We start from the raw sequence: 22,164 nt of genomic DNA, 5'->3' as shown, positions 1-22,164 counted from the left end.
TATGTAGCAGCGTTTCTTCAGAACGGATGCACGCGATAACCTGCACACGTGAATTCCGAAAAAATGCCGCCGTCGGGTAAGCTCCACTCACTTGACGCTCTGCAGGCAAATCCATGTCCTCCGTCTCCGCATTCAAGCTTGTCCTGCTCTCGCTAATCGTGATGATCGGCTTGCAGTTGCTAGCCAAGCGCCTTAGATTGCCACCCGCTGCCGCGCTGCTGATTGGCGGCATGGCCATGGCATTCGTGCCCGGTCTTCCGCCCGTTCGGCTTGACCCGGACCTGGTGATTGTCGTATTCCTGCCGCCGCTGCTCATGGATGGTGCCTACTTCTCTGTCTGGGAAGAGCTCAAGCGCAATCTCGGCGCGATCCTGCTTCTCGCTATCGGTGCCGTTGCGTTCACCACACTTGCGGTCGGTGTGGTCGCCCACCTGATTGTCCCCAGCCTGCCTTGGGCCGTCTGCTTTGCGCTCGGCGCTATTGTCTCGCCACCCGATGCCATCGCAGCCAAGGCCGTGCTCGAACGTCTCGCGCTGCCCCGCAAGCTGATGTCTATCCTCGAGGGAGAAAGCTTGCTCAACGACGCGGCCGGCCTCGTCCTGGTTCGCTTCGCCGTGGCGGCAGCGCTTACCGGAACGTTCAGCATTGAACATGCTGCCGCAAGCTTCGCCCTGCTCGGCCTGGGTGGCGTGGTGGTCGGCGCCGTCGTTGGCTACGTGATCGTGCAAATCATCCGCTGCCTCGCTGACGACTATCTCATCATCACCATCAGCGTATTGACGGCATGGATCAGCTACATTGTTGGCGAAATGCTTGGCGTCTCGGGCGTCATCGCGACTGTCACGGCAGGCCTGACCCTGGGCTGGTATCAACACGAAGTCTTGAGCGCAACTGTTCGCATGCGCGGCACCGCGTTCTGGCAAGTCATCATCTTCCTTCTCGAAGCGCTCGTATTCATCCTGATCGGGCTCTCTCTTCGAGGGGTCATCGCCCGGTCAGGCGGTGCCGACGATGCACTCCTTACGCTCGCGCCAGCCGTGGCGGCAGTGCTTGGTGCGGTGGTCCTGTCGCGCTTCGTGTGGGTCTTCGCTACCGAGTTTTTCAACGCGTCATGGCAGCGTCTAACCGGCCGCAAGAACGTGGCGCTGGATTGGCGAACCGCGACCATAACGAGTTGGGCGGGCATGCGCGGCGTGGTCACCCTCGCGGTTGCGCTGTCGCTTCCAGAAACCTTGCCCGGACGGGATTTGATCCTTGTCGCGTCGTTTGCCGTCATCCTGGTGACCGTGTTGCTGCAAGGCGCCACCATTGGCGTTCTCATCGAATGGATCAATCCTGATCGCAGCCTGGATGCCGGCGCCCAACATCTCACCGAACCGCAAGCATGGGCAAGACTGGAGGCGGCGCAGCTCGCCGCTATCGAACCACTTGTACGCGACAGTGAGGGAAAGGTGATTCATCCCCGGCTGCTAGAGCAATATACCTACCGGGCAACACTCACCAAAGCGTATGGCGACCGGACTGATTTTCCGCATGAGGAACGTGTCACTCATTACGATGTTGTCCTGGCAGCTATCGCAGCCGGGCGCAAGGAGTTGCTCCGGATGCATCGCTCCGGCGCCATTCACGACGAGATGTTGCACATCCTCGAGCATGACCTGGACTTGCAAGAGGTATCCGCGCGGCATGGACGTGGATGATATTGCCGAGTGCCGGCAGGCGGCCCCGGTTAGTCCGCTTCGCTTGTCACGCCGGGTACCAAACTGACGAGGAAGCTTGGGTTGGTACAATCGGGGCAAGCTCCCCGTCCTTCTTCACCACATGTCCGAAATAAACTGGCTGTCCGAACCCAGCACCGCGTCCAAACGCATCATCTTCGCGCGCCACGGCGAATATCCGTGCAACGTTCGCGGCGTTTGCAACAGTAATCCCCGCACCGGCTTTTACCTGACCGAGAAGGGAGAAGCGCAAGCCAGGGCCTTGGGCGAGCGCCTGAAGGACGAGAAAATCGAGCTTATCGTGACCTCGGAATTTCTGCGTGCGCGGCAAACAGCATGGCTGGCCAATAAGGTATTGAACGTTCCGCAAGTCGTTAATCGGCTAGCCAACGAAAACCGGGTGGGCGCCGAATTTGAAGGAAAGCCTGGCGATGATTTCCAGCGATTCATTGCCCACGCGCCGGCTACTACCGCCATGCCGGACGGCGAACCGTTCACGGGAATGCTCACGCGCGTTCAATCACTGATCGCTGACCTGAAGCTGAGTAGTCCGCAGACCGTGCTCGTCGTCACGCACGGCTGGACGCTTCAGGCCGTGCGGGTCATCCTGAACGAAATCAGTATGGATGACGCCGCTCGATGCGTGGACATGCCGTCCAATTGCGAAATTGTCGAAGGAAGGTTTTAGCCTCCGTCCGGCATGTCACTTGAACGCGTAGGCGACTCCAACGCCGTAAGTGATTTGATTCCGGTTTCCGCGCTGCGTGACGATAGGACTGTCAGCCGCCGAGCCGGATAACCGCTGGTAGTAAATCATTGCTCCGCCGAACCAGTGTTTGTCGATCTGGTAGATCGCGGCAAGCCACCCGGTCATCTGTTCAAGCCCACCGGAAGGAGTGAAAGCGGGCAGGCCGCTGCGCGCGGAGTCCTCTTCCGTGACGCCGTAGTACACCTGGTTAAATCCCTGGCTGACCCAGCTCGCGCCCACCCCTGCACCTACGAAAATGCGCCGCTGCACGGGCAACCAGAGGCTTCCGTTCATCGACACACGCGCTCCCGTATAAACAATGCCCGCGTTGGTCACCACCGTCACGGAACCCCGCAGGCGATACGGGAACGCGCCTTGATTATCGTATTCATAGCCCACAAAACCGCCCGCTTCCACGGTCGTGTTCACGTCGTGGATCTGGGAAACGACCGGATCGTCAACATGACTTCGTCCCAGGCGAAGCTCCACGGCGGGGCCGTATTGCAGTCCTGTCAGCCCACCAAGATCGAACTGGGCATAGGGCCCGTATAGCTCGAACAGCTGCCCGCCATCAGTCACATAACGCACGCCCGGCACAGCGCCGATAAAACGGTCCTTGGCCCCTGCATAGTCCGTTGTAGACCCAAGGCCACCGCCGACCATGCTGGGAAGCGCGCCGGGAAGGTCAATGGACGCTGCCCGGCTTTCCCGAGTGATCAGACAGCACGTTGCCAGCAAAACGACGTGCAGGCATGCTTGGATCGAGTGGTTTTTCATTGGCCGGCCATTGGAACGGGGGTGGCTTGAATTCAGGTTCAAGTCTTAGCGCCAGGCACTGCCGACTTGAACGTAGAACGCGTTCTGGCCGGGGCCGCGTGCAATATCGATACCCATCGTCAAACCCAGCTTGCGGGCGATCAGGTAGCGAAAACCAGTGCCGAAACCATAGGCTGTCGGCGCATCTGAAAGTGAGTGAAGCTCGCCGTACGCTTTGCCGGCGCCGCCAAAACCGAGCACATACCAGCGCGGCGCGACATTCCACCTGAGCTCGACTTCACTCGTCAGTTGATTCCGGTCTTGATACTTCGCGTCAGACACGCCTCGTAGCGAGACGTAAGGCTGCGCAAAGAACGGGATATTGCCTTGCGAAAATCCGGTGTCGGCCCGCACACCGAGGACCCATGACGGAGCGAGGGGTATCCAGTGATAACCCTTTGCTGTCTCCATCTGGAAATTTGAAGAGCTGCCTAGCCCACCTCTGGCAATTTCCGCTTCAAGCTCGGCATAGGTTCCCTTGCCCGGGAAAAAGAAATTGTCGCGGGTGTCGTAGTCAATGACGACACCGCCCTTTGCGACGCGTTGCTCGTTCTTGAAATCGAGCAGTCCATTCGGCAGCATGGCGCCGAACCGCGTGTTGGAATCCAGGAACGTATAGCGAGGGCCAACGTACCACGGACTATCGCCCAAGCGGAACAAGAGCTGCTGAACAACCGCCACGCCACTTAGCTGATACGCATGCGATCCGCCGTCCGAACCGTAGTAATTCAGATGCAGATTGATCTTTCCCACAATGCCGAGGTAGCGAATCCGGTCGTCGTCCCAGGTGTGAAAATGCATCAGCCCTACACCCCAGCTATGCGTGCCTGTCGCGAAGCCGCCCAAGCCCGTGATATTGGGAGGCGCTGAGCTCTTGACCTCGCTCTGAGGGGCATCCGGATCACGCTTGGGCATGGTGAAGTAAAGCAGCCCAAGGCCGAGCCCATATCCAACCGCAGGTTCCGTGACAATAGTGGGTACCGGCAGGACTCCGCGATGTGACAACAACATATCGCTCAAGTCGAACATGCCGTCTTCAGCGTCCGTGAATTTGCCTTCGGCAGACGCAACGCCGGTGAGTGATGCAGTGAGCACAAGGCAGCCCATTAACGGCCTTATCCTTTGTCGTAATTCAAGGACAGCGCTTAAATCCCGCTTGCATAATTTCATTAACACGAATTCCGTCATGCAAGATTGGGTTCATCGCTCGCCAAGCGAATGCACATTGATCGACCCGGTGACTTCAAAGCTTCGCTGCACGTTTAAGCCTCGAGAGACTGCATCGGTACTCGCCAATAATTTAGCAATTCGAACCGTTTTGGTCCTGCGATTCAAATATGGATTCTGTAAAAATGGAAGCCATGCTCGCGGCTCAACCCGCCTGACAAGGTCGACCGATATCAGAAACCCAAACAGAACGCAATCATGGTTCGAGGCGCGACTAATCCCCCGCGCGCAAACCAGGCGAGCACGCGCGAAACCGTTATTTTGGACACTCCAGCGACACCCGCGACATGGACCATGCGGTGAGGTGCGGAAGTCGAAACTTTGCCGCAACTACCCAAGTTTCGGCCCTTTTATTCGATCGATGGCACTAAGCAAAACCGGTAGCGATACAGGCTTCGCGAGATGAGCATTAAACCCGGCACGCAGCGCTTTCGCAGCATCCTGAGCACGTCCAAACCCGGTGAGTGCGATCGCGGGCACCGCGACCATCCGTGGCAGTTTTCGCAAGGCTTCAATTAATTCGTAGCCGTCCATTTCCGGCATTCCGATGTCCGACAGAATCAAATCGAAGTCGTTGCTGGTTGCCGCCGCAAGGGCCTGCTTCGCGGTCGCCTCCGCCTGCACGTGCGCGCCCTCAAGTTCGAGAAGCGTGCGAAACGCTTCGAGCGCTTCCAGCGAGTCGTCGACCAACAGGACTTTCAGCCCCATGAGAGCACTCGAATCGAGTGGCTCACCCGGATGGTTCAACCCTCGCGAAACGGGGCTTTCCGGTAACCAGAGACGAAAACGAGCGCCCTTTCCCAAGCCCGCGGACTCGGCCTCGATGCGTCCACCATGCATCTCCGCTATTTGCTGGACCAGCGAGAGCCCGATTCCCAATCCTCCACGATCACGTCTTCCTGCCGCTTCAGCCTGGCTGAACATGTCAAATATTCTCGGCAGGAAATCCGGCGCAATGCCCTGCCCCGTGTCTGCAACTTCGATGCAGATGAAATCCTCATCGCGCAAGAGCGTGATCCCAATACGTCCCCCGCGCGGCGTGAACTTCAGTGCATTACGCACGAGATTCCAAAGCATCTGCTCGAGCCGGACCGCGTCGGCCCGGATGACAACGGGGACGCTCACGCCAGACGTCGATAGGGCAATGCCGTTTATTGCCGCATCGGCCGCGCTCGCCTCGACCACCGATTGCACTGCGACCGAAACGTCGACCGGTCCCCGCTGCAACGCCAGCTTGCCGGTGCGGGCGCGCGACAAGTCGAGCAGATCGTCGATGATTTTCGCCTGGCCGACGACCGAGCGCTGGATAGCTTCGGCCGCCTCTTGAACGACTGCGATACCTCTTGCCTCGGGCGTGCGGGTGAGCAACTCCGCTTTCACGTGAATCAGATTGAGCGGGTTCTTTAGTTCGTGCGACAACACGGCAAAGAACTCGTCCTTCAAACGGTTGGCGGCCTCCGCCTGAAGGCGCACTTCGCGCTCAAGCGTCAACTGTAACTGCTGCTGGCTTTCAATCCCTTTCTGATCCGTGACGTCGCGAACGATCTTCGCGTAACCCTTAAAGCCGGCTGCATCAATGAATGTCATAACGCCGCTGCAGTAGGCTTGCGAGCCATCATGCCGCAGGTACCACCGTTCGTCTTCCGCGCGCCCGACGCCGGCCGCTTGCGCTCGCTCAGCTTGAGCAATACCGTCCCCCCGATCTTCGGGCAAGAAAATCATATCGATGGAGTTGCCCTTCGCTTCCGCTTCCTTGTATCCGAATATGCGTTCCGCACCCTTGTTCCAGCTAACAATCACGCCGTCCATGTCCTGGACGATGATCCCGTAATCGTCGGTCGTCAGCGCCGCAAGCTTCAGCCGGTCGTCACTTGTGCGCGCCTCCAGTTGCGCTTGTCGTTGAGACGTGACATCGATCAGCGTAAGCACAGCGCCGTCGATGTGGTGGTCAGCAGTGCGATACGGCAGCAAACGAGCCAGAAACCAATGGCCATCGCCCGTTTCGACCTCTCGCTCGATCATCTGCAGGGTGCCAAAGACAGCGGCAGCATCGTTGGCCAGTTCGGGATATTTCACGCGATGCGTAAGATCGAGCAATGGGCGGCCGACGTCGGACTTGATCAGATTGAACAAGCCGACTGCGGGCGCGGTATAGCGTTTAATGCGCATCGCCCGGTCTACAAAAACAGTCGCGATATCCGTTGAGGCAATGAGGTTCTCCAGGTCATCGTTCGCCTTGGCCGTCTCCTCCACCTTCGATTCCAGCTCGACATTGACCGTCACCAGTTCTTCATTGACCGAGTGAAGCTCTTCCTTGCTCGTTTCGAGCTCTTCGGTAGCCGACCGGAGTTCTTCAACGATGGCTTGCAGCTCTTCGTTGGATGCTTTCAACTCCTCGGTCGATACGTTCGACTGTTCAATGGACGACTGCAGGTTCTCTTTCGCGAGATGCAACTCTGCTTCAAGCTGCGCCATAACCGGATCGTTCGCAGCGGAGCTGCTTTCGTCATTTGCACTCCCTTCGTGCCGTGCGACGTCTTCCAGTTCACTAAACGAAATTAGCAGGATGTCCACGCCGCTTGCCTGATCGTGGTACGGATGCACCTTCATCCTGATTCGCGTGGCCGTCTCACCGCCGGACAAACGCACCGGCCGCGTGTCGACGTCGATGCCTTTTTGTGTCGCCTGAAACAGCGCCGTGCGCAGTTCGAGCCGCAAGTCAGGATGGATCAGCGTGAGAAGGTTGTGTGATGGCTCGCCACCTGGATAGTGAAAAAACTGCCCGACCTGACCAGACATATGCACGACATCTGCGTCGCGATCCACAATTACACTGGGAGGCGCACCGTGTTCAATCGCCCGGCGATGCAAGTCGGCGGTCTCCAGGCGTGGCCGTTCAGTAACGGGTCGCGCCGCGATGCTGAGGTATGCCGGCCCCGCCGCCAGCCGGGGGAATGACGCAGCAGACGCACGCGGGCGCGAAGTCAGGATCTTCGCTTGATAGATCCGGTTCTTTTTGTCGATCGCTATGAATAGATCGTCTGCAACTTCGGCCGATTCCGAGCTTCCCAAGAACAAAAAGCCACCCGGCTTCAGCGCAAAGTGGAATGTCTGAAAAATTTCCCGCTGAATCGCGCGATCCAGATAAATCAGCAGATTGCGACAAGACACGAAGTCCACCTGCGAGAACGGCGGATCGCGCAGGATATTGTGAGGGGCAAAAAGCACCTTTTCGCGTACCGACTTGTCGATCACATAGCGACTGCCGGCGTGGTTGAAAAATCGGTTCAAACGGGTGGGCGGCACGTCCGTCAGGATTGATTCAGGATAGTTACCTGCCCGGGCGATTTCGATAGCGTGCTGGTCAATGTCGGTCGCGAACAAGTGAATCGCCGGCAGCTCGTTCCCTTCCGGCTGGCGTTCACATAGCAACATCGCGAGCGAGTAAACCTCTTCTCCGGTGGAACAACCGGGCACCCACACGCGCACCGGATCGTCGAGCGAGTTCCGCTCGGTAACGATCTTCGGGATTACCTCACGCTCGACCGCTTCGAATGCTTCGCGATCACGGAAAAAGTTGGTAACGCCAATTAACATGTCCTTGAGTAGCGGTGACGTTTCCTCGGGATGCGAACTCAGGAATCGCTCGTACAACGGGAGGCTGGGCAGTGCATTGACTTGCAACCGCCGTTCGATACGCCGCAGGACGGTCGCGCGCTTATAGTGATGAAAATCGTGACCGGTGCGGGTATGCAGGGTCATTAATATCGAATGAAGCGCGCGCTCGGCAGGCGAAACGATGTGCTCTCCGACAACGGCGGGAGCAACGGGTTGTTCCTGACCAGATCGTGGCACCTCGATAGCGCGCATGTTGGCCCACAATTCGATCAATTTTTGCGGGATGTCAACGATCGGCAGCACGATGTCCACCATGCCGGTCGCAATCGCATTGCGAGGCATGTCCTCGTATTCGGCGTCCTCGGGGCTCTGCGCGATCGTGATTCCAGCCAGCTCCTTGATACGACCGATGCCAACCGATCCATCACTTCCGGACCCGGAAAGGATGATGCTGATGGCCCGTTCGCCGTGCGCCTCGGCCAGACTCCGAAAGAACAGGTCAATCGTGACGGGCCGACCGGGTAGGCGATCAACATGCGTGACACGCAAATGTCCGTCTTCCATGGACAAGTTGTTCGACGGCGAGATGAGGTAGACGCAGTTCTTTTCGATTCGCGTGGGCGTCGTCACCTGAATGACGCGCATCTTCGTTGCACGTTGCAGGACCTGATCCGCGACGCTCTCGTGTTTCGAGGACAAATGCAAGACGATGACGAACGCCATGCCGGCATCGCCAGGCGTGTTTTCAAACAGACGAAGCAAGGTCTGGATGCCACCGGCCGAGGCGCCGATGCCCACCACCGGAAAATCCAGCGAGCTTGTTGCCGAAAGCTGTTTGGATTCGGGAGCAGGCGTCTCGTTTGGCGTTTTATCGTTTGTCATCGCGACTGTTCGCACCGCGGTCTCAATGTAGGCGTTGAGACGCAACGAGGCGTCGGTAAAAATGTAGGTGGGCTATTGCTACGAATACCCACATGAATTGGCAATTTCCATGCCTAAGCGATCTACGGACAACTATCGGCGTTCGAGCGGCAAGCGGGACGAGTGCAGATCAAGATGCTTCACGCGTCCGATAAACGCGTCATCAATCGTTGGGCATCAAATGGCGCCCGAACCTTTTTGTCGTTGTCGAAGTAGCAGAACACATCATCAATTTTTCCTGGACGGGCGCGTGCCGGCGAGAAAAGCTTCGCATCCGGAGGTGCGCTTCCCGCGGACCAACTCCGGATCCGACTTGCCCAATGGTCGAGCCCTTCATCGGTATAGGCTCCGCCGTACAGCGTCTCAGTGCCATGAAGGCGCATATACACGAAGTCAGCCGTCAGATCTTCGGCATAAGGCCACCCTGCCACCGAGTCTGAAATCACAAGCGCAACGCGATGTTCGCGCAGCGTTTTTATAAAGTCCGGGCTTGCGAAACTCGGGTGCCTGATCTCGATCGCGTGTCTGAGACGGTGCTGGCGCCTGATGTCAAACCACGGCTGCTTTACCCGGGTGTCATGCTGGCTCGCCAGAGCGGCAGCTTCGCGAGTGTCATGCGGCAGCAGCGCCAGAAACCGGTCCAGGCGCACCGGCTCAAAAGAATAGTTAGGCGGGAACTGCCAGAGAAAAGGTCCAAGCTTCTCTTTAAGCGCGAGGACGCCAGAGGCGAAAAAATTCGCGATGGCCGGCCGCACTGAGTCGTCCCGGAATCGGAGCATATGGGTCAGATAACGCGGACCCTTTACGCTGAACACAAAATGAGCCGGCGTTGCCGCATACCACGACTCGTAACTGCCGATCGTTTGGAGGGAATAATGCGAACCGTTGATTTCTATCGTATCTACCGCACGAGAAGCGAATTCCAGTTCGCGAGCCTGTTGAAGGCCCTTGGGGTAGAACACGCCGCGCCATCCCTCGTAGCGCCAACCCGATATTCCGATCCTGTTAGCCATCGTTTCTCGCGCGCTCGTTGTTAGGACGTCAAGCCGTGGGCACATTCCCCGTGTCGGTCAAAGTTTCGCGTCGATACCGGCATGGCGCGAGGCACCGGAAAGAAAGTCGCGAATTCACGGCTGGCCCGAGCCGCCTGATGCACCATAGACCTGCCCGGTCACGTAGCTCGCCTGCGCAGACGCAAGCTGCACGTAGACGGGTGCGATCTCCGCCGGCTGCCCTGGGCGCCCCATCGGTACCTGCTCACCAAACTTTTCGACATTCTCGGTTGTCTGCCCGCCGCTGACCTGTAGCGCTGTCCAAAAAGGACCAGGGGCAACCGCATTGACGCGGATGCCCCGCTTGATCATTTGCTTGGAGAGCCCTTTGGAAAAGTTGGCGATAGCCGCTTTGGTCATTGCGTAATCGAGCAGGTTGAATGAGGGATCGTAAGCGTTCACCGAACTCGTATAAATGATCGCCGAGCCCGGTGGCATGTGAGGAATCGCGGCCTTCGTAATCCAGAACATCGCATACAGATTGGTACGGAGTGTCCAGTCAAACTGCTCAGTGGTGATGTCGAGGATCGAGTCGTGGCTTTGCTGTCGTCCAGCGTTGCTCACCAGAATGTCCAGGCCGCCCAGTCCTGACACCGCCTGTTCTACCAGCGCCTGACAGAAAGCCTCATCGCGAATATCGCCGGGTAATGCGATTGCCTTGCGACCCGCGGCACGAATGATTTGTATGACCTCACGGGCATCGGGTTCTTCCGCCGGAAGATAGACGATCGCGACGTCGGCTCCTTCACGTGCATATGCGATAGCTGCGGCGCGACCAATGCCCGAGTCACCGCCAGTAATCAGCGCTCTTCGTCCGTTGAGACGGCCAGAACCTCGATAGCTGGTTTCGCCGTGATCGGGGCGGGGCGTCATGCGCCCTGCAAGGCCTGGCCACGGTTGCTCCTGGGCAGGGAATGGCGGATGCGGATAGAGCGTGCGTGGGTCCTGCGGCGGGCTCGCCATGGCGGTTCCTGTCGAATTGGAAACATCGGTCTGTGCGACAGCCCGTGCTGCCACTGCGGTGACAAATCCCGCTGTGGCGCCTTGCATCAAAGTGCGACGCGAAGTGGATATTTTTTCGGACGGCATGGCGCACTCCAATGTTTACGGATTCATACGAGGCGTTCGGTAATGGACATACCAGCAAGCGCGATTCCTGCCTTCCATGCGCAGGCGGTAGGCAGTAGAAGAAAATCTTTAATGACGCGCTGTCAGGGTAGCGACATGCAGTTGAGCGGGACGAACGATGCTCGTTCTCCTCTACAAAATGTTCACCAGCCGCGTGCGGCACGAAAGAATCATGTCGGGGCTGTCCGAAATCCGCCATTTTTCGACAGAAATACTGGATGGCAGACGTCGCTCTCATTCTTTATTTTATAAAGAATGCCCGGAGGTGCGACATGGACGCAAAAATCATTGGGGTTATAGAGTCGAAAGGGATTTTCGCAACGCACTGGGAATTTGATTTCACGATAGGCAACAGCGAAGGCAAAGCGGTAGCGGGAACCGTATCCCTCGACGAAGCCATCGCGTTCGCAAATCGTCGTGATCTCGGCCCGGTCGCCGACATGTGCCGCGCAATCAAGACCACACCTCCGCCGGAGTTTTCCTGGCTCGTTGGAAGGATTTTTAGGGACCCCCGGTGAACCGTTCTTCCGCAGCACAATGTGCTGTCAAGCATGTGCGGCAACCTCGCGGCCTGATCGCTGCAAACACACAGTACGCGCGCTAACCAGCCGCTCGTTACTCGACTCTTCCGGTTATCCATGGACTACGCACCGTAGTCCTACCGGTTGCGCTAAAGCCCAGCTTTCCAATCAATTCGACACCTTCGTGTGATTCGACCAGACCCGCGTCGCCGCTACGAGCTTGCTGCACGGAACGTACCGATGCAAGCGACTCATTTTGCGCTCGTTACCCTAAACAGACGCCACCATCTCCTGCCGCGACCCGTGCACTGCGTTAATTGCGTCCTTGGGCAAAGCCGCGCCAAGCGGGGAATACACATTGCTATTCGGTAGTCTCCGCCACCCACCTTTTGGAGCATCCCATGGCCGCAACAGTTGGCGACTTTCTCGTCGATCGTCTCTATTCGTGGGGCGTTCGCCGCATCTTCGGCTATCCCGGCGACGGCATCAACGGCGTGTTCGGCGCGCTTAACCGGGCCGAAAGAAAAATAGAATTCGTCCAGGTCCGGCATGAGGAAATGGCGGCATTCATGGCGGCGGCGCATGCAAAATTTACAGGCGAACTCGGTGTCTGTATCGCGACCTCAGGGCCGGGGGCCTCTCATCTGGTCACTGGCCTTTACGACGCCAGAATGGATCACATGCCGGTCCTCGCGATCGTGGGACAGCAAGCTCGCGCGTCGCTCGGCGGGCATTATCAGCAAGAACTGGATCTCGTTTCCTTGTTCAAGGACGTTGCCGGCGCCTTCGTGCAGCAAGCAAGCGTTCCTTCCCAAATTCGCCATCTCGTCGACCGGGCTGTGCGGGTCGCGTTAGCCGAGCGCACCGTCACCGCACTGATCCTTCCAAACGACTTGCAAGATATTGAGTACGAGCCGCCCGGTCGAAAGCATGGAACAGTGCATTCAGGCGCGGGCTATCGTGCCCCAAAGACAGTCCCCTATGCCGACGACCTCCGGCAAGCCGCGGATGTGCTGAACGCGGGCAAGAAGGTGGCAATTCTCGTCGGCGCAGGCGCATTGAAAGCGACCGACGAATTGATCGCCGTGGCGGACAAGCTCGGCGCTGGCGCTGCAAAGGCGCTTCTGGGCAAAGCCGCGTTACCGGACAACCTGCCCTGGGTCACGGGTTCGATCGGACTGCTAGGCACCAAGCCGAGCTACGATTTGATGACCCAATGCGACACGCTGCTCATGGTCGGCTCCGGCTTTCCCTACTCGGAGTTCTTGCCGAAGGAAGGCGCCGCGCGTGGCGTTCAGATCGATCTCAAAGCCGATATGCTGAGCCTGCGCTATCCGATGGAAGTGAACCTTGTTGGCGACAGCGCCGAGACCCTGCGTGCCCTGTTACCGCTCCTCGAAGAAAAGCAGGACCGCGGTTGGCGCAAGACGATTGAAGGATGGACCGAGGACTGGTGGCAAACGCTCGACCGGCGTGCACACGAATCCGCCCAAGGCGGCGTCAATCCGCAGCGCACGGTCTGGGAGCTCTCGTCGCGCATACCATCCAATGCGATTGTCACAAGCGATTCCGGCTCTTGCGCCAATTGGTATGCACGCGACCTGAAGGTCCAGCGCGGGATGATGTGTTCGTTGTCGGGAGGGCTCGCGTCGATGGGGGCCGCGGTCCCTTACGCCATCGCTGTGAAATTTGCACATCCGCAGCGGCCCGTGATCGCCATTGTTGGCGACGGCGCAATGCAGATGAACAATATGGCTGAACTCATCACCGTGGCGAAATACTGGAAGCAATGGGCCAGTCCGCACTGGATTTGCATGGTGCTGAACAACGAGGATTTGAATCAGGTGACGTGGGAGCAGCGCGTCATGGAGGGCGACCCGAAGTTCGAGGCATCTCAGGACATTCCCTCTGTCGCGTATCACAAGTTTGCTGAGCTGATTGGTCTGAAGGGAATCTATGTCGACAATGCCGACAAGATGGGGGCCGCGTGGGACGAGGCGTTCGCCTCGGATCGCCCTGTCGTACTGGAGGTAAAGACCGATCCGAACGTGGCGCCCCTGCCGCCGCATATCACGCTCGCGCAGGCCAAGGCATTCGCATCGACATTGATGAAGGGCGACCCGGATCAGGGCAATGTACTTATCGATACCGCCAGGCAGGTACTGGGCGCAGTGCTGCCCGGCCATAAAAACAAGTAGCACGCTGTGCCGCAGCAGGAGCCCAAAAAAGGATTACCGCGATCAGAGCGAGCGCCTTTACGATTCCGACTGACTTAGCGGAGGCTGACGGTTTCGCGTCGGATATCCCGGCGCCATGCGTAAGTCCGCGACTTGAATCACGCCGTCGGCCGAGATCCAACCTCAGCGAAGTTTGTTGCTTTTAATCGGGAAGCGAATATGGACCTGATGCCGACAACACTTCATTGGTTCGATATCGTGATCCGTCTCGCGCTGTCGGTGCTGGCCGGAACATTGGTAGGATTTAATCGCGGCGAGTCAGGCAAAGTAGCCGGGCTGCGGACAACGTTGCTCGTCTGCCTGGCCGCCTGTCTCGCGATGCTTCAGGTCAACGCGCTGCTCGCGCAAGCCGGCAAGCAACCCGGGTCGTTCGCTGTACTCGACTTGATGCGTTTGCCGCTGGGGATTCTTTCAGGCGTCGGCTTTATCGGTGCGGGGACCATCCTGCGTCAAGACGGTCTGGTGATCGGCGTGACGACTGCCGCGACGCTATGGTTCGTCACGGTCATCGGGTTATGCATTGGTGGTGGTCAATTGCTCCTCGGTTTAGCCGGACTCACGTTGGGCATGATCGTCCTATGGGGTTTCGAGTACGTTGAGCGTCGCATGTCGCGTGAAAAAACTGCCTTGCTGACTGTCGAATATGACCGGGCGAGTGCATGCAGGGAACGGCTGACCGAACTGCTTCGACTAGAAGGCTATCGTCTCGCAACCAGGGGCTTTCAGCTAAAGGCGGGAACGGCCACCGTCGAGGAACGTTTCGACGTCCGATGGCGCGGATCGTTCGACGCGTTATCTCCGCCACCGTTTACCGAATCGGCAATGGAAGCCGGTGCGGTGTCCGTTTGCTGGACCCTTGTCAGATGAATTGCCGCCTAGCCGGTTCGCCGTTCGCCGCGAGCGGGTCCACCGCTTGCTGCGATCGATTGAACACCCTATTTCTGTGGGAGAACATCATGAAGCACACGTTAGAAGCTTCTCGCATACCGGAAGAGCATCGCGACGCGAAAGCGGAGGAAGCAAAGCGAGCGGAGCAAGCGAACATGGCTGGAAAGCAAGGCAGAAGAGCAGGAACGGATTCGCGCGCAGATCCATCGCCCGACTCAAAGCAAACCGCGCGAGACGTGGAGGAAAAGAACAAACACCCAGCCTCAGAAAATGCGCTGGATTCTTCCCAGGACAAGAATCCCATCCCCCCCGGTTCGACCGCTAACTGAGGGTGCCGCGGGGTCTATCGACTGACCGCTCTCGCTGACGACCTCCGATGCGCGCCTGAGAAGAGGATCCAAGCTCCGGTGAATCACGCGTTGCCAAACGCCCGGCGCTCGTCCACTAAGTACCCTAAATTCTCATCGTGCCTTGGCGACGCACGCATTGACGTGAAGAGGCGGTTTCGCGTCGTCAAACGGCGGATGCGGCATAAAGCTTTGCACCACGGCCGGCTGGAAAACCAGGCAATATGTTGAGCCGCCGTATTGAAAGTAGCCGAGTTCATCGCCTTTGGCGACCCGCTGTCCGGGAAGCGCCTCGATGACACACGAGGACACATCGGCCATACCGACGAAGATGCAACCTACAAGGCCGATCCGGGGATCATCGCAATCGATCACGATGACCGCGCGCGCAGCAATTGCCGTCGTATAACCCTGCGAATCGTTCAACCCGCCGGGGTCGACGCCCTCCGATTCCGCATTGGAGTAATAGCTGCCGTCGACGTGATACGCCTTGACGATCTTGCCACCGACCGGCGCGTGCCAGCGGTGATAGTTGAACGCGCTAAGAAAAGCCTGATACACACTGCCACCAACAAATTGTTTCGCCAGCGCGTGCTGGCTCGTCGTGAACATCTCTTGCAGCGAGTACGGTTGGGATTTAATCCAGAACTGATCATGCAGTTTGACGTCATGCTGTATGTTGTAGGGAGACGCTTCGCATGCGCTGACAATGACCTTGTTGTCATCCGGTTCGGCGACCGGGCGCTCGCCCGGCCGGAATTGCCTCGTGAAGAAACTATTCCACGATGCGAATCCCCAGTACGGCGCGTCCGGGTCGCATATGAACTGCGACATGCCCAGTTGCTTCTGCGCTTCTGGCGAAAACCATCCGTCTGGCGACGAGGTATTCAGATGTGTTCGCGAATGGGGTCCACTAAGGAAGCCGCACCAGACGTCAAGTACGCGCTTCAACTGGGCATTGAGCGCGGGGTCGCGAAAAAGCGCATAGCCCGACGGCATGCACATCGGCCAATCGAGAACCGCGTTCAGCGGGCAATGAATAAGGCTCGCTTCGCTAAAACGCGGCGCGTATGTCATCAGGTAGTCGACAATATCGATCAACTCGTCGATGGTCGAATAGCCGAGTTCATAGCCGGCGGTGACCGCGTCATTGATGGCGCGTGTCAGGTCCATCCGAAGCACCGGATCGTTGCCAATCAGCGTTGCCAGCTCCTCGACTACGCTTACGCGCGGAGCCTGCCCAGCCCGCCGCCGCGCTTTTGCCGCGAGGTCCTTTCTAAACGCCGCTAGCTCCGGTTCTTTCCGCGGCAGCCAGCCGCCCAGGCGACGCCGCTCTGTGAAGGAAACGCTTGAATGACTGGACATGGGGACGGCTCCTGTTGGTTCTTACAGCGGTCAACCTCGCGGCACCACGCTTCGGATTCGACGCAATGCATATGCCAGATAACTACGCGAGTGAATGGATGCGCTAGCCATAGCTCGGTCCGGTCAAGCTGACACGCGGCAGCCATACATTTATCGTTCCAGAAATAGAACACTGCTCATCGATATTGCCCGCTACCCGAACCCGTCACGCACGGGTAGCATGCGGTCGTTGATCAACGTTTTCGTCCAACGTGTCCATAACTTGAATCTTTTGCGTGGGCTCGCTACCGACGCTGCAAGGAGCCATCGAATGCCCAACCGTACGCTTAAAGCGATCCATCGCGCGCATCGCGACGATATAGCCGACCTGACCACACGGCGTCCCCTGCCGGGGCCGGCGCTGCCGCATCTGAATCCGTTCCTCTTTCTGAATCACCACGGCCCACAGGTGTACGCACCGCACAATGGCGGATTGCCATTTGGGCCGCATCCGCATCGCGGATTCGAGACGGTGACTTTCGTGCTCGACGGTAGCCTGGCGCACTCGGACACCGGTGGACAGGAGAGCGTCATCGACGCCGGCGGGGTCCAGTGGATGACGGCGGGCAGTGGTCTTATTCATGCCGAGCTCTCGCCGCATCCGTTCATGGAGCACGGCGGACCGCTGGAAATCCTGCAGCTATGGCTGAACCTGCCGGCGCGCCTGAAGATGACGTCGCCTCGCTACGTCGGCCTGCAGGAAAACAATATTCCCGTGGTGAGCACACCCGACCAGGCGGCGCATGTTCAGTTGATTTCGGGAGAATGGCAAGGCGTGCAAGGTCCCATTGAATCGCTGACGAGCACCTTCATGTCCGTCATCCGCATGTCGGCTGGTAGCCGGGTCAGATTCGAGAATGTAGGAGGTCGCCAGATCTTTCTCTACGTCGTCCGTGGCAAGGTCGCGATAGAAGGGCAAGAGGTTTCACAGTTCAACCTGGCTGAACTGCATGACGACGGTGATGCGCTCGAACTGACCGCAGCGGACGCGTCCGTCCTGCTCTTCGGTCATGCGGAGGCGATCGACGAGCCGATCGCAGCCCGCGGTCCGTTCGTCATGAACACGCAGGAAGAACTGAATCAGGCTGTAGTTGATTTCCACGCGGGTAAGTTCAACGTCCCCGCCGCATAGCGCATGGCGCATGGCGCATGGCGCATGGCGCATGGCTCAGGCTGCGCGCAGGCGCAGCTTTACGACACATTCATGCCGGGCTCGCCAGACCAGCGGCCCGGTTCATACGTACGAAATCTTGTGATTCAAGCGAGCGGCGAATCCTCCCAGCCGCCCCCGAGCGCCTTGTAGAGCCGCACCACCGTCAACGACACCTCTGCATTGCTATGCACGAGTGCCGTCTGCGCGTCGAGCAGCGAGCGCTGCACCACGAGCACGTCCAGGAACGTGCTCGCCCCGGCCTTGTAGCGCGATACCGCCGCCCGGTACGCGGTCTGGCTATGCTCGACTGCCGCAGTGAGACTGGCGCGTCTGCGCTGCTGCGCGTCGTACGCAATCAACGCGTCGTCAATTTCCCGCCACGCGTTCAGGACCGTCTTCTGATAGGCCAGTGCCGCCTCCTGCTGCTGCGCCTCGCGCAACTTCAGTGTGCCCTTGAGGCGGCCGCCTTCGAAGATAGGCAGGCTCATCGTGGGGCCGACTGCAAACTGTCGCGCCGCCCACGTGCCGAGCGACGCGAAAGACAGCGATTGCATCCCGATGTTGCCCGAGAGCGTTACATGGGGGTAGAAGTCAGCCTGAGCGACGCCGATGTTCGCAGTGCTGGAATGCAAACGTGCTTCGGCCTGACGGATGTCCGGCCGCCGCCGCGCGAGCTCTGACGGCAACCCGACCGGTACCTGCGCCGGCACCGGCGGCACAGGCCTTGCGCCAGCCAGTTCCGCTGTCAATGTTCCCGGCGGTTGCGCGACGAGCAGGCTGAGCGCATTGACCAGATGCCCCTGCTGCTCTTCAAGCGCGGGCAATTCCGACTCAATAGATGCGACGAGTGCCGACGCCTCCGATACTTCGAGGGTGGTGGCGACACCTTCGGTGCGGCGTCGTTTCGTGAGCTCAAGGCTCTGCTGCGCCAATGTGAGCGACTCGGTCACCGTCGCCGTCGTCGCCTGAACCGCACGAAGCTGGATGTAGCTGGTGGCGGTTTCCGTCAATACGGACACGATTACGCCGTGTCGCATTTCATCGGTCGCGACAATCATCGCATCTGCGGATTCGTTCGCGCGGCGGTTGCGCCCCCACAGGTCCAGTTCCCAGGCTGCGTCGAAGCCGTATTGGTAGAGATTGAACGGTGCGCCTGCTTCGGCGCCCATGACGCTTGCGTTTCCACCGTCCGCCGGTCCGGAGGACTCGCCCTCCTGCCCCAGTACGCCCACGCCGCTCACGCCCGTACGCTGGTAGGCCGCGTTAGCGCCCACGGACGGCAGCCCCGCCGCACCCCCAATGCGGCGCTCCCAGCGGCTTTGCAGCAGTCGCGTCGCCGCAACCTGGATGTCCAGGTTGCTTGATACCGCGCGCTGTATGAGCGCGTCGAGCTGAGCGTCGCCAAACTGACTCCACCACTTCGGGTCGATCGACGCATCTACCGGATGGCTCTGCGTCGTTGCACTGGTATGGGGAGTCCATTTTTCGGGCACCTGTGCCTGCGGAGCGACGAAGTTGGGGCCGACCGTACATGCCGTTAGCAGAGCGAAGGAGAGCGTAGTTAGCCCGGCACGAACCAGGTGACGTGGTTGTCTCGTGGTCATGTGGCTACTCCGATTTCGCCGGACTTCCGGTATTGATGTGCGTGACGACCGACATGCCGACGCGAAGCAGGTTTTCCTGCGGCTGGTCCTGGTCCAGGGCTATCTTCACGGGCACGCGCTGAACGACCTTGGTGAAGTTGCCCGTTGCGTTGTCGCGGGCGACTGGCGAGAACGTGAGTCCCGTTGCCGGCGCGATGCTCTCGACACTGCCCTGCAATAGAAGGTCGGGATACGCATCCACCGTAATCCGGACGCGTTCTCCGACGCGCACACGCGTCAATTGCGTTTCGCGGTAGTTGCCGACCACATAGGCCTTGTGCAGAGGCACGACAGCCATGAGCGTAGTCCCCGCATTTACATAGGCACCCACGCGGACCGAGCGCTGCCCGACGATGCCATCGACGGGCGCCGTGATCGTTGTGTATGACAGGTTCAGTTGCGCCTGTTCCACCGCGGCCTCAGCGCGCTCCACCGTGGCAGCGGTTTCTGCCCGCTGGCTCTTCAGCACGCCCAGTTCCTTTAGCGCCGCGTCGGATGCTGCTGCGTCCCGCGCCCGGATCGCGGACTGCTGCCGCAAGGTGAATTCGGCCTGTTGCTGCTGCTCGATAGTACCGGCGCCGTCCTTCGACAACCGCTGATAGCGCTCGGCGTTCTGCTGCGCGAAGGTGATAGCCGCATCGTCCGCCGCGATCGAAGCCTTCGCCTGCGCGATGACCGCATCCTGCTTCGCAAGCTGCGCGTCGATGTTGGCCAGCCGTGCGTTGATGGCAACCAGTTCGGCCCGTGCCGTCTGAAGACCGGTCTGAAAGTCGCGGTCGTCAATGCGCGCAAGGGTGGCGCCCGCCATAACGCGCTGGTTATCCTCGACCAGCACCTTGGCAATCTGGCCCGAGACCTTGGGGGCGACCAGCGTGTAGTCGGCAGAGACGTAGGCGTCGTCGGTCGACTGTTCACCCGACTGGCTGCGGCCAGTCATCGCGAATACGGCACCCGCGACGGCGAGTACTGCCACCGCAACGCCGGCAGCACGGAGAAATTTCTTGTTCATCGAAACACCTTACTTCGAGGGCTGTATGAAAACGGATTGAGGAGGCAAAGCGCGAACGGGTAGAACCATCAACAGAATGACCAGCGCGAGTGCGATGCCCATAATCAGCAGGTAGGCGTCGGCGAGACTCAGCACGACTACCTGCTCGTGCACCTGGGAGCCAAGTCGAGCGCCTACCGCGGTCTGCGGCAAACGCCCGGCGAGATTGCCCGCGCGATCGAGCAGCATGGTCCAGTGGAAGCGTTCACGATGAGCGATGAATACCTCGATGACGGTCGCGCCGACCGCAGTGCTAAGACCACGCACCGTGTTGAACATCGCCGAAGCAAACGGTCCTTCCATCGGCTGCACGACGCCGGTGGCGCCCATCAGGATAGGAAGGACGGCAAGCGGTTGGCCCAGCGCCTGCATCGCCTGCAACAGGTAAAAGTTATCGCGCCCCCAGTCGGACGTTAGAAACGAGCCCGCGAAACACGACGCCACCAATAGCGCGAGACCCGTTGCCATGACGAACCGGCTATCCAGCCAGCGGAGATTGCACAGCGCGGCAGCGGCCGGCGCTGCGAGCAACTGCGGAATCGCAATGCTTAGCGCGAGCGGTCCAATCTCCAGTGGCTTGAAGTCCTGTACCTGTCCGAGGTAAAGCGAAGGCAGCATCGAACCCGACATGAAGACTGTCAGCAAGCCTCCGAGTGCCAGCAGGCCATGCGAGAAATTGCGGCGCGCAAGGATTTGCAGCTTGAATAAGGGCAATGGGTGATGCCACTCGTTAATGCAGAAGACCACGAGCGAAACGGCCGCTGAGCCGAGCAGCACGCAAATGAGCGGCGAGTTGAACCAGTCCAGCCGCTCACCCTGCTCCAGACCTATAACCAGCGCCGCCATGCCACCGCATCCGGTCAGCACGCCCACCCAGTCGAATTGCCGGAAGCGCTCGAGGCGCAGCGGGTCCTGCGGAAGACCGTAGGCAATCATCGCCGCCGCAATCAGGCAAGGCGGGATGATTTGCCAGTACACGAATTGCCAGCCCACCGGCCCCGTCCAGAGTGCGACGAGCGGTACCGCGAGGTTCGGGCCGAACGTCGCGGTCAATGCGTACGCGCTCAACCCGTAAAGCTTGATTGGCGGTGGCAGGAACCGAAGCGCCACCGTCATCAGGAGCGGCGGCAGCGCGCCGCCGAGCAACCCTTGGGCGATTCGCAGCGCGATGATGGCGTTGAAGCCCTGCACGAAAGGAAACACCGCGCCAAGCAGTGCGAAGAGCAGCACCACGGCCATCGCGAAGCGGCGCAGTGAGAACGTCACGGCGCACCACGCGGACACCATCATTGCAGCCACTTCCGCTGCGGCATAGGCCGCGCGCACCCACGTGCCTTCGTCAAACCCCATGCCGAGTACGCCCCGAACGTCATTCAGCGCGATATCCGTCACGCGGTTATTCAGGCCCGAGGCCAGCGCGGCAATCAGCACGCCCAGAAGGCCGACAATGAGCCGCCCGTTAAAAGGTGTGGGCACCGGTGGCACGGGCGGCGGTCCGCCTACTGCTATGGATTGTATCGAGGTCATCTCGTGCTCCAACTGAAAGAACGCTCACCGCTGGACGCATGTTAATGCTCACCATACGGTACTTCAACTCGTGTTACGGTACAGATTCAAAATAAGCGCGAAGTCTATCATACGATCCGTTGTATCGTATCGTGGATATTTTGTGACGCACGACCGTACAGACGCGTT

The 22,164-nt window shown here is 59.3% G+C and carries 16 protein-coding genes; 7 read left to right on the top strand and 9 right to left on the bottom strand.

The genetic code is table 11. The features are described 5' to 3' along the window. The first annotated feature begins 113 nt into the window (after nucleotides 1-113). Nucleotides 114-1,700, top strand: a complete 1,587-nt coding sequence (locus HB376_RS24380) for a Na+/H+ antiporter (protein WP_213766240.1) — start codon at nucleotides 114-116, stop codon at nucleotides 1,698-1,700. A 121-nt stretch (nucleotides 1,701-1,821) separates the two neighbouring features. After that, nucleotides 1,822-2,406, top strand: a complete 585-nt coding sequence (locus HB376_RS24375) for a histidine phosphatase family protein (protein ID WP_213766239.1) — start codon at nucleotides 1,822-1,824, stop codon at nucleotides 2,404-2,406. A 15-nt stretch (nucleotides 2,407-2,421) separates the two neighbouring features. Here the strand turns inward: HB376_RS24375 and HB376_RS24370 are convergent, their stop codons facing one another. From HB376_RS24370 to HB376_RS24345, 5 genes are all read right to left on the bottom strand, one after another. After that, nucleotides 2,422-3,243 (bottom strand): MipA/OmpV family protein, encoded by an 822-nt coding sequence (locus HB376_RS24370; RefSeq protein ID WP_255631536.1) that lies wholly within the window; start codon nucleotides 3,241-3,243, stop codon nucleotides 2,422-2,424. A gap of 45 nt (nucleotides 3,244-3,288) precedes the next feature. Next, nucleotides 3,289-4,389, bottom strand: a complete 1,101-nt coding sequence (locus HB376_RS24365; RefSeq protein WP_255631535.1) for a BamA/TamA family outer membrane protein — start codon at nucleotides 4,387-4,389, stop codon at nucleotides 3,289-3,291. Nucleotides 4,390-4,839: 450 nt separating this feature from the next. Continuing rightward, the gene (locus HB376_RS24355) at nucleotides 4,840-9,009 is read right to left on the bottom strand and encodes a CheR family methyltransferase (RefSeq protein WP_213766236.1); all 4,170 of its coding nucleotides are present in this window, start codon (nucleotides 9,007-9,009) and stop codon (nucleotides 4,840-4,842) included. A gap of 179 nt (nucleotides 9,010-9,188) precedes the next feature. Beyond that, nucleotides 9,189-10,061 (bottom strand): DUF72 domain-containing protein, encoded by an 873-nt coding sequence (locus HB376_RS24350; protein WP_213766235.1) that lies wholly within the window; start codon nucleotides 10,059-10,061, stop codon nucleotides 9,189-9,191. A gap of 114 nt (nucleotides 10,062-10,175) precedes the next feature. Next, nucleotides 10,176-11,189 carry an SDR family oxidoreductase gene (locus HB376_RS24345; RefSeq protein ID WP_213766234.1) on the bottom strand — a complete coding sequence of 338 codons (1,014 nt, stop codon included), beginning with the start codon at nucleotides 11,187-11,189 and terminating at the stop codon, nucleotides 10,176-10,178. Nucleotides 11,190-11,500: 311 nt separating this feature from the next. Between HB376_RS24345 and HB376_RS24340 the strand changes: the two genes are divergently transcribed. The 4 genes from HB376_RS24340 to HB376_RS24325 all read left to right on the top strand — a co-directional run bounded on the left by HB376_RS24340 (nucleotide 11,501) and on the right by HB376_RS24325 (nucleotide 15,203). After that, complete coding sequence (locus HB376_RS24340) at nucleotides 11,501-11,746, top strand: hypothetical protein (RefSeq protein ID WP_213766233.1); 246 nt, start codon at nucleotides 11,501-11,503, stop codon at nucleotides 11,744-11,746. Between the two features lie 404 nt (nucleotides 11,747-12,150). Further along, on the top strand, nucleotides 12,151-13,947 hold the full coding sequence (locus HB376_RS24335) for a thiamine pyrophosphate-requiring protein (RefSeq protein ID WP_213766232.1): 1,797 nt from the start codon (nucleotides 12,151-12,153) through the stop codon (nucleotides 13,945-13,947). 198 nt (nucleotides 13,948-14,145) lie between these two features. Then, complete coding sequence (locus HB376_RS24330; protein ID WP_213766231.1) at nucleotides 14,146-14,853, top strand: MgtC/SapB family protein; 708 nt, start codon at nucleotides 14,146-14,148, stop codon at nucleotides 14,851-14,853. An 89-nt stretch (nucleotides 14,854-14,942) separates the two neighbouring features. Next, a complete protein-coding gene (locus HB376_RS24325) occupies nucleotides 14,943-15,203 on the top strand; it encodes a hypothetical protein (protein WP_213766230.1) in 261 nt (86 codons plus the stop codon). Nucleotides 15,204-15,335: 132 nt separating this feature from the next. On the opposite strand, the gene HB376_RS24320 is transcribed toward HB376_RS24325, so the two are convergent. Next, nucleotides 15,336-16,586 carry a phosphatidylserine decarboxylase family protein gene (locus HB376_RS24320; protein WP_213766229.1) on the bottom strand — a complete coding sequence of 417 codons (1,251 nt, stop codon included), beginning with the start codon at nucleotides 16,584-16,586 and terminating at the stop codon, nucleotides 15,336-15,338. A 310-nt stretch (nucleotides 16,587-16,896) separates the two neighbouring features. On the opposite strand from HB376_RS24320, the gene HB376_RS24315 reads away from it, so the two are divergent. Further along, nucleotides 16,897-17,757 (top strand): pirin family protein, encoded by an 861-nt coding sequence (locus tag HB376_RS24315; RefSeq protein ID WP_213766228.1) that lies wholly within the window; start codon nucleotides 16,897-16,899, stop codon nucleotides 17,755-17,757. Between the two features lie 125 nt (nucleotides 17,758-17,882). Here the strand turns inward: HB376_RS24315 and HB376_RS24310 are convergent, their stop codons facing one another. The 3 genes from HB376_RS24310 to HB376_RS24300 are packed head-to-tail and all read right to left on the bottom strand — an operon-like array spanning nucleotide 17,883 to nucleotide 21,996. Next, nucleotides 17,883-19,382 (bottom strand): efflux transporter outer membrane subunit, encoded by a 1,500-nt coding sequence (locus HB376_RS24310; protein WP_213766227.1) that lies wholly within the window; start codon nucleotides 19,380-19,382, stop codon nucleotides 17,883-17,885. A 4-nt stretch (nucleotides 19,383-19,386) separates the two neighbouring features. Then, the gene (locus tag HB376_RS24305; RefSeq protein ID WP_213766226.1) at nucleotides 19,387-20,430 is read right to left on the bottom strand and encodes an HlyD family secretion protein; all 1,044 of its coding nucleotides are present in this window, start codon (nucleotides 20,428-20,430) and stop codon (nucleotides 19,387-19,389) included. 9 nt (nucleotides 20,431-20,439) lie between these two features. Then, nucleotides 20,440-21,996, bottom strand: coding sequence for an MFS transporter (locus tag HB376_RS24300; protein WP_213766225.1), 1,557 nt, complete (start codon nucleotides 21,994-21,996; stop codon nucleotides 20,440-20,442). Nucleotides 21,997-22,164: the final 168 nt, after the last annotated feature.

Origin of the sequence: Caballeronia sp. dw_19 (genome assembly GCF_018449515.1) — a bacterium.
In the GTDB taxonomy this organism is placed as follows: Bacteria; Pseudomonadota; Gammaproteobacteria; order Burkholderiales; family Burkholderiaceae; genus Caballeronia.
Note: the sequence above shows the minus strand (reverse complement) of the source record. Positions and strands in the feature narration are given on the sequence as shown.

Coding starts and splice junctions, on each gene's coding strand:
- HB376_RS24330 (WP_213766231.1), top strand. CDS start 14,146: ATGGACCTGATGCCGACAACACTTCATTGGTTCGATATCGTGATCCGT.
- HB376_RS24355 (WP_213766236.1), bottom strand. CDS start 9,009: ATGACAAACGATAAAACGCCAAACGAGACGCCTGCTCCCGAATCCAAA.
- HB376_RS24350 (WP_213766235.1), bottom strand. CDS start 10,061: ATGGCTAACAGGATCGGAATATCGGGTTGGCGCTACGAGGGATGGCGC.
- HB376_RS24340 (WP_213766233.1), top strand. CDS start 11,501: ATGGACGCAAAAATCATTGGGGTTATAGAGTCGAAAGGGATTTTCGCA.
- HB376_RS24345 (WP_213766234.1), bottom strand. CDS start 11,189: ATGCCGTCCGAAAAAATATCCACTTCGCGTCGCACTTTGATGCAAGGC.
- HB376_RS24310 (WP_213766227.1), bottom strand. CDS start 19,382: ATGACCACGAGACAACCACGTCACCTGGTTCGTGCCGGGCTAACTACG.
- HB376_RS24370 (WP_255631536.1), bottom strand. CDS start 3,243: ATGAAAAACCACTCGATCCAAGCATGCCTGCACGTCGTTTTGCTGGCA.
- HB376_RS24380 (WP_213766240.1), top strand. CDS start 114: ATGTCCTCCGTCTCCGCATTCAAGCTTGTCCTGCTCTCGCTAATCGTG.
- HB376_RS24305 (WP_213766226.1), bottom strand. CDS start 20,430: ATGAACAAGAAATTTCTCCGTGCTGCCGGCGTTGCGGTGGCAGTACTC.
- HB376_RS24315 (WP_213766228.1), top strand. CDS start 16,897: ATGCCCAACCGTACGCTTAAAGCGATCCATCGCGCGCATCGCGACGAT.
- HB376_RS24365 (WP_255631535.1), bottom strand. CDS start 4,389: ATGGGCTGCCTTGTGCTCACTGCATCACTCACCGGCGTTGCGTCTGCC.
- HB376_RS24325 (WP_213766230.1), top strand. CDS start 14,943: ATGAAGCACACGTTAGAAGCTTCTCGCATACCGGAAGAGCATCGCGAC.
- HB376_RS24300 (WP_213766225.1), bottom strand. CDS start 21,996: ATGACCTCGATACAATCCATAGCAGTAGGCGGACCGCCGCCCGTGCCA.
- HB376_RS24335 (WP_213766232.1), top strand. CDS start 12,151: ATGGCCGCAACAGTTGGCGACTTTCTCGTCGATCGTCTCTATTCGTGG.
- HB376_RS24320 (WP_213766229.1), bottom strand. CDS start 16,586: ATGTCCAGTCATTCAAGCGTTTCCTTCACAGAGCGGCGTCGCCTGGGC.
- HB376_RS24375 (WP_213766239.1), top strand. CDS start 1,822: ATGTCCGAAATAAACTGGCTGTCCGAACCCAGCACCGCGTCCAAACGC.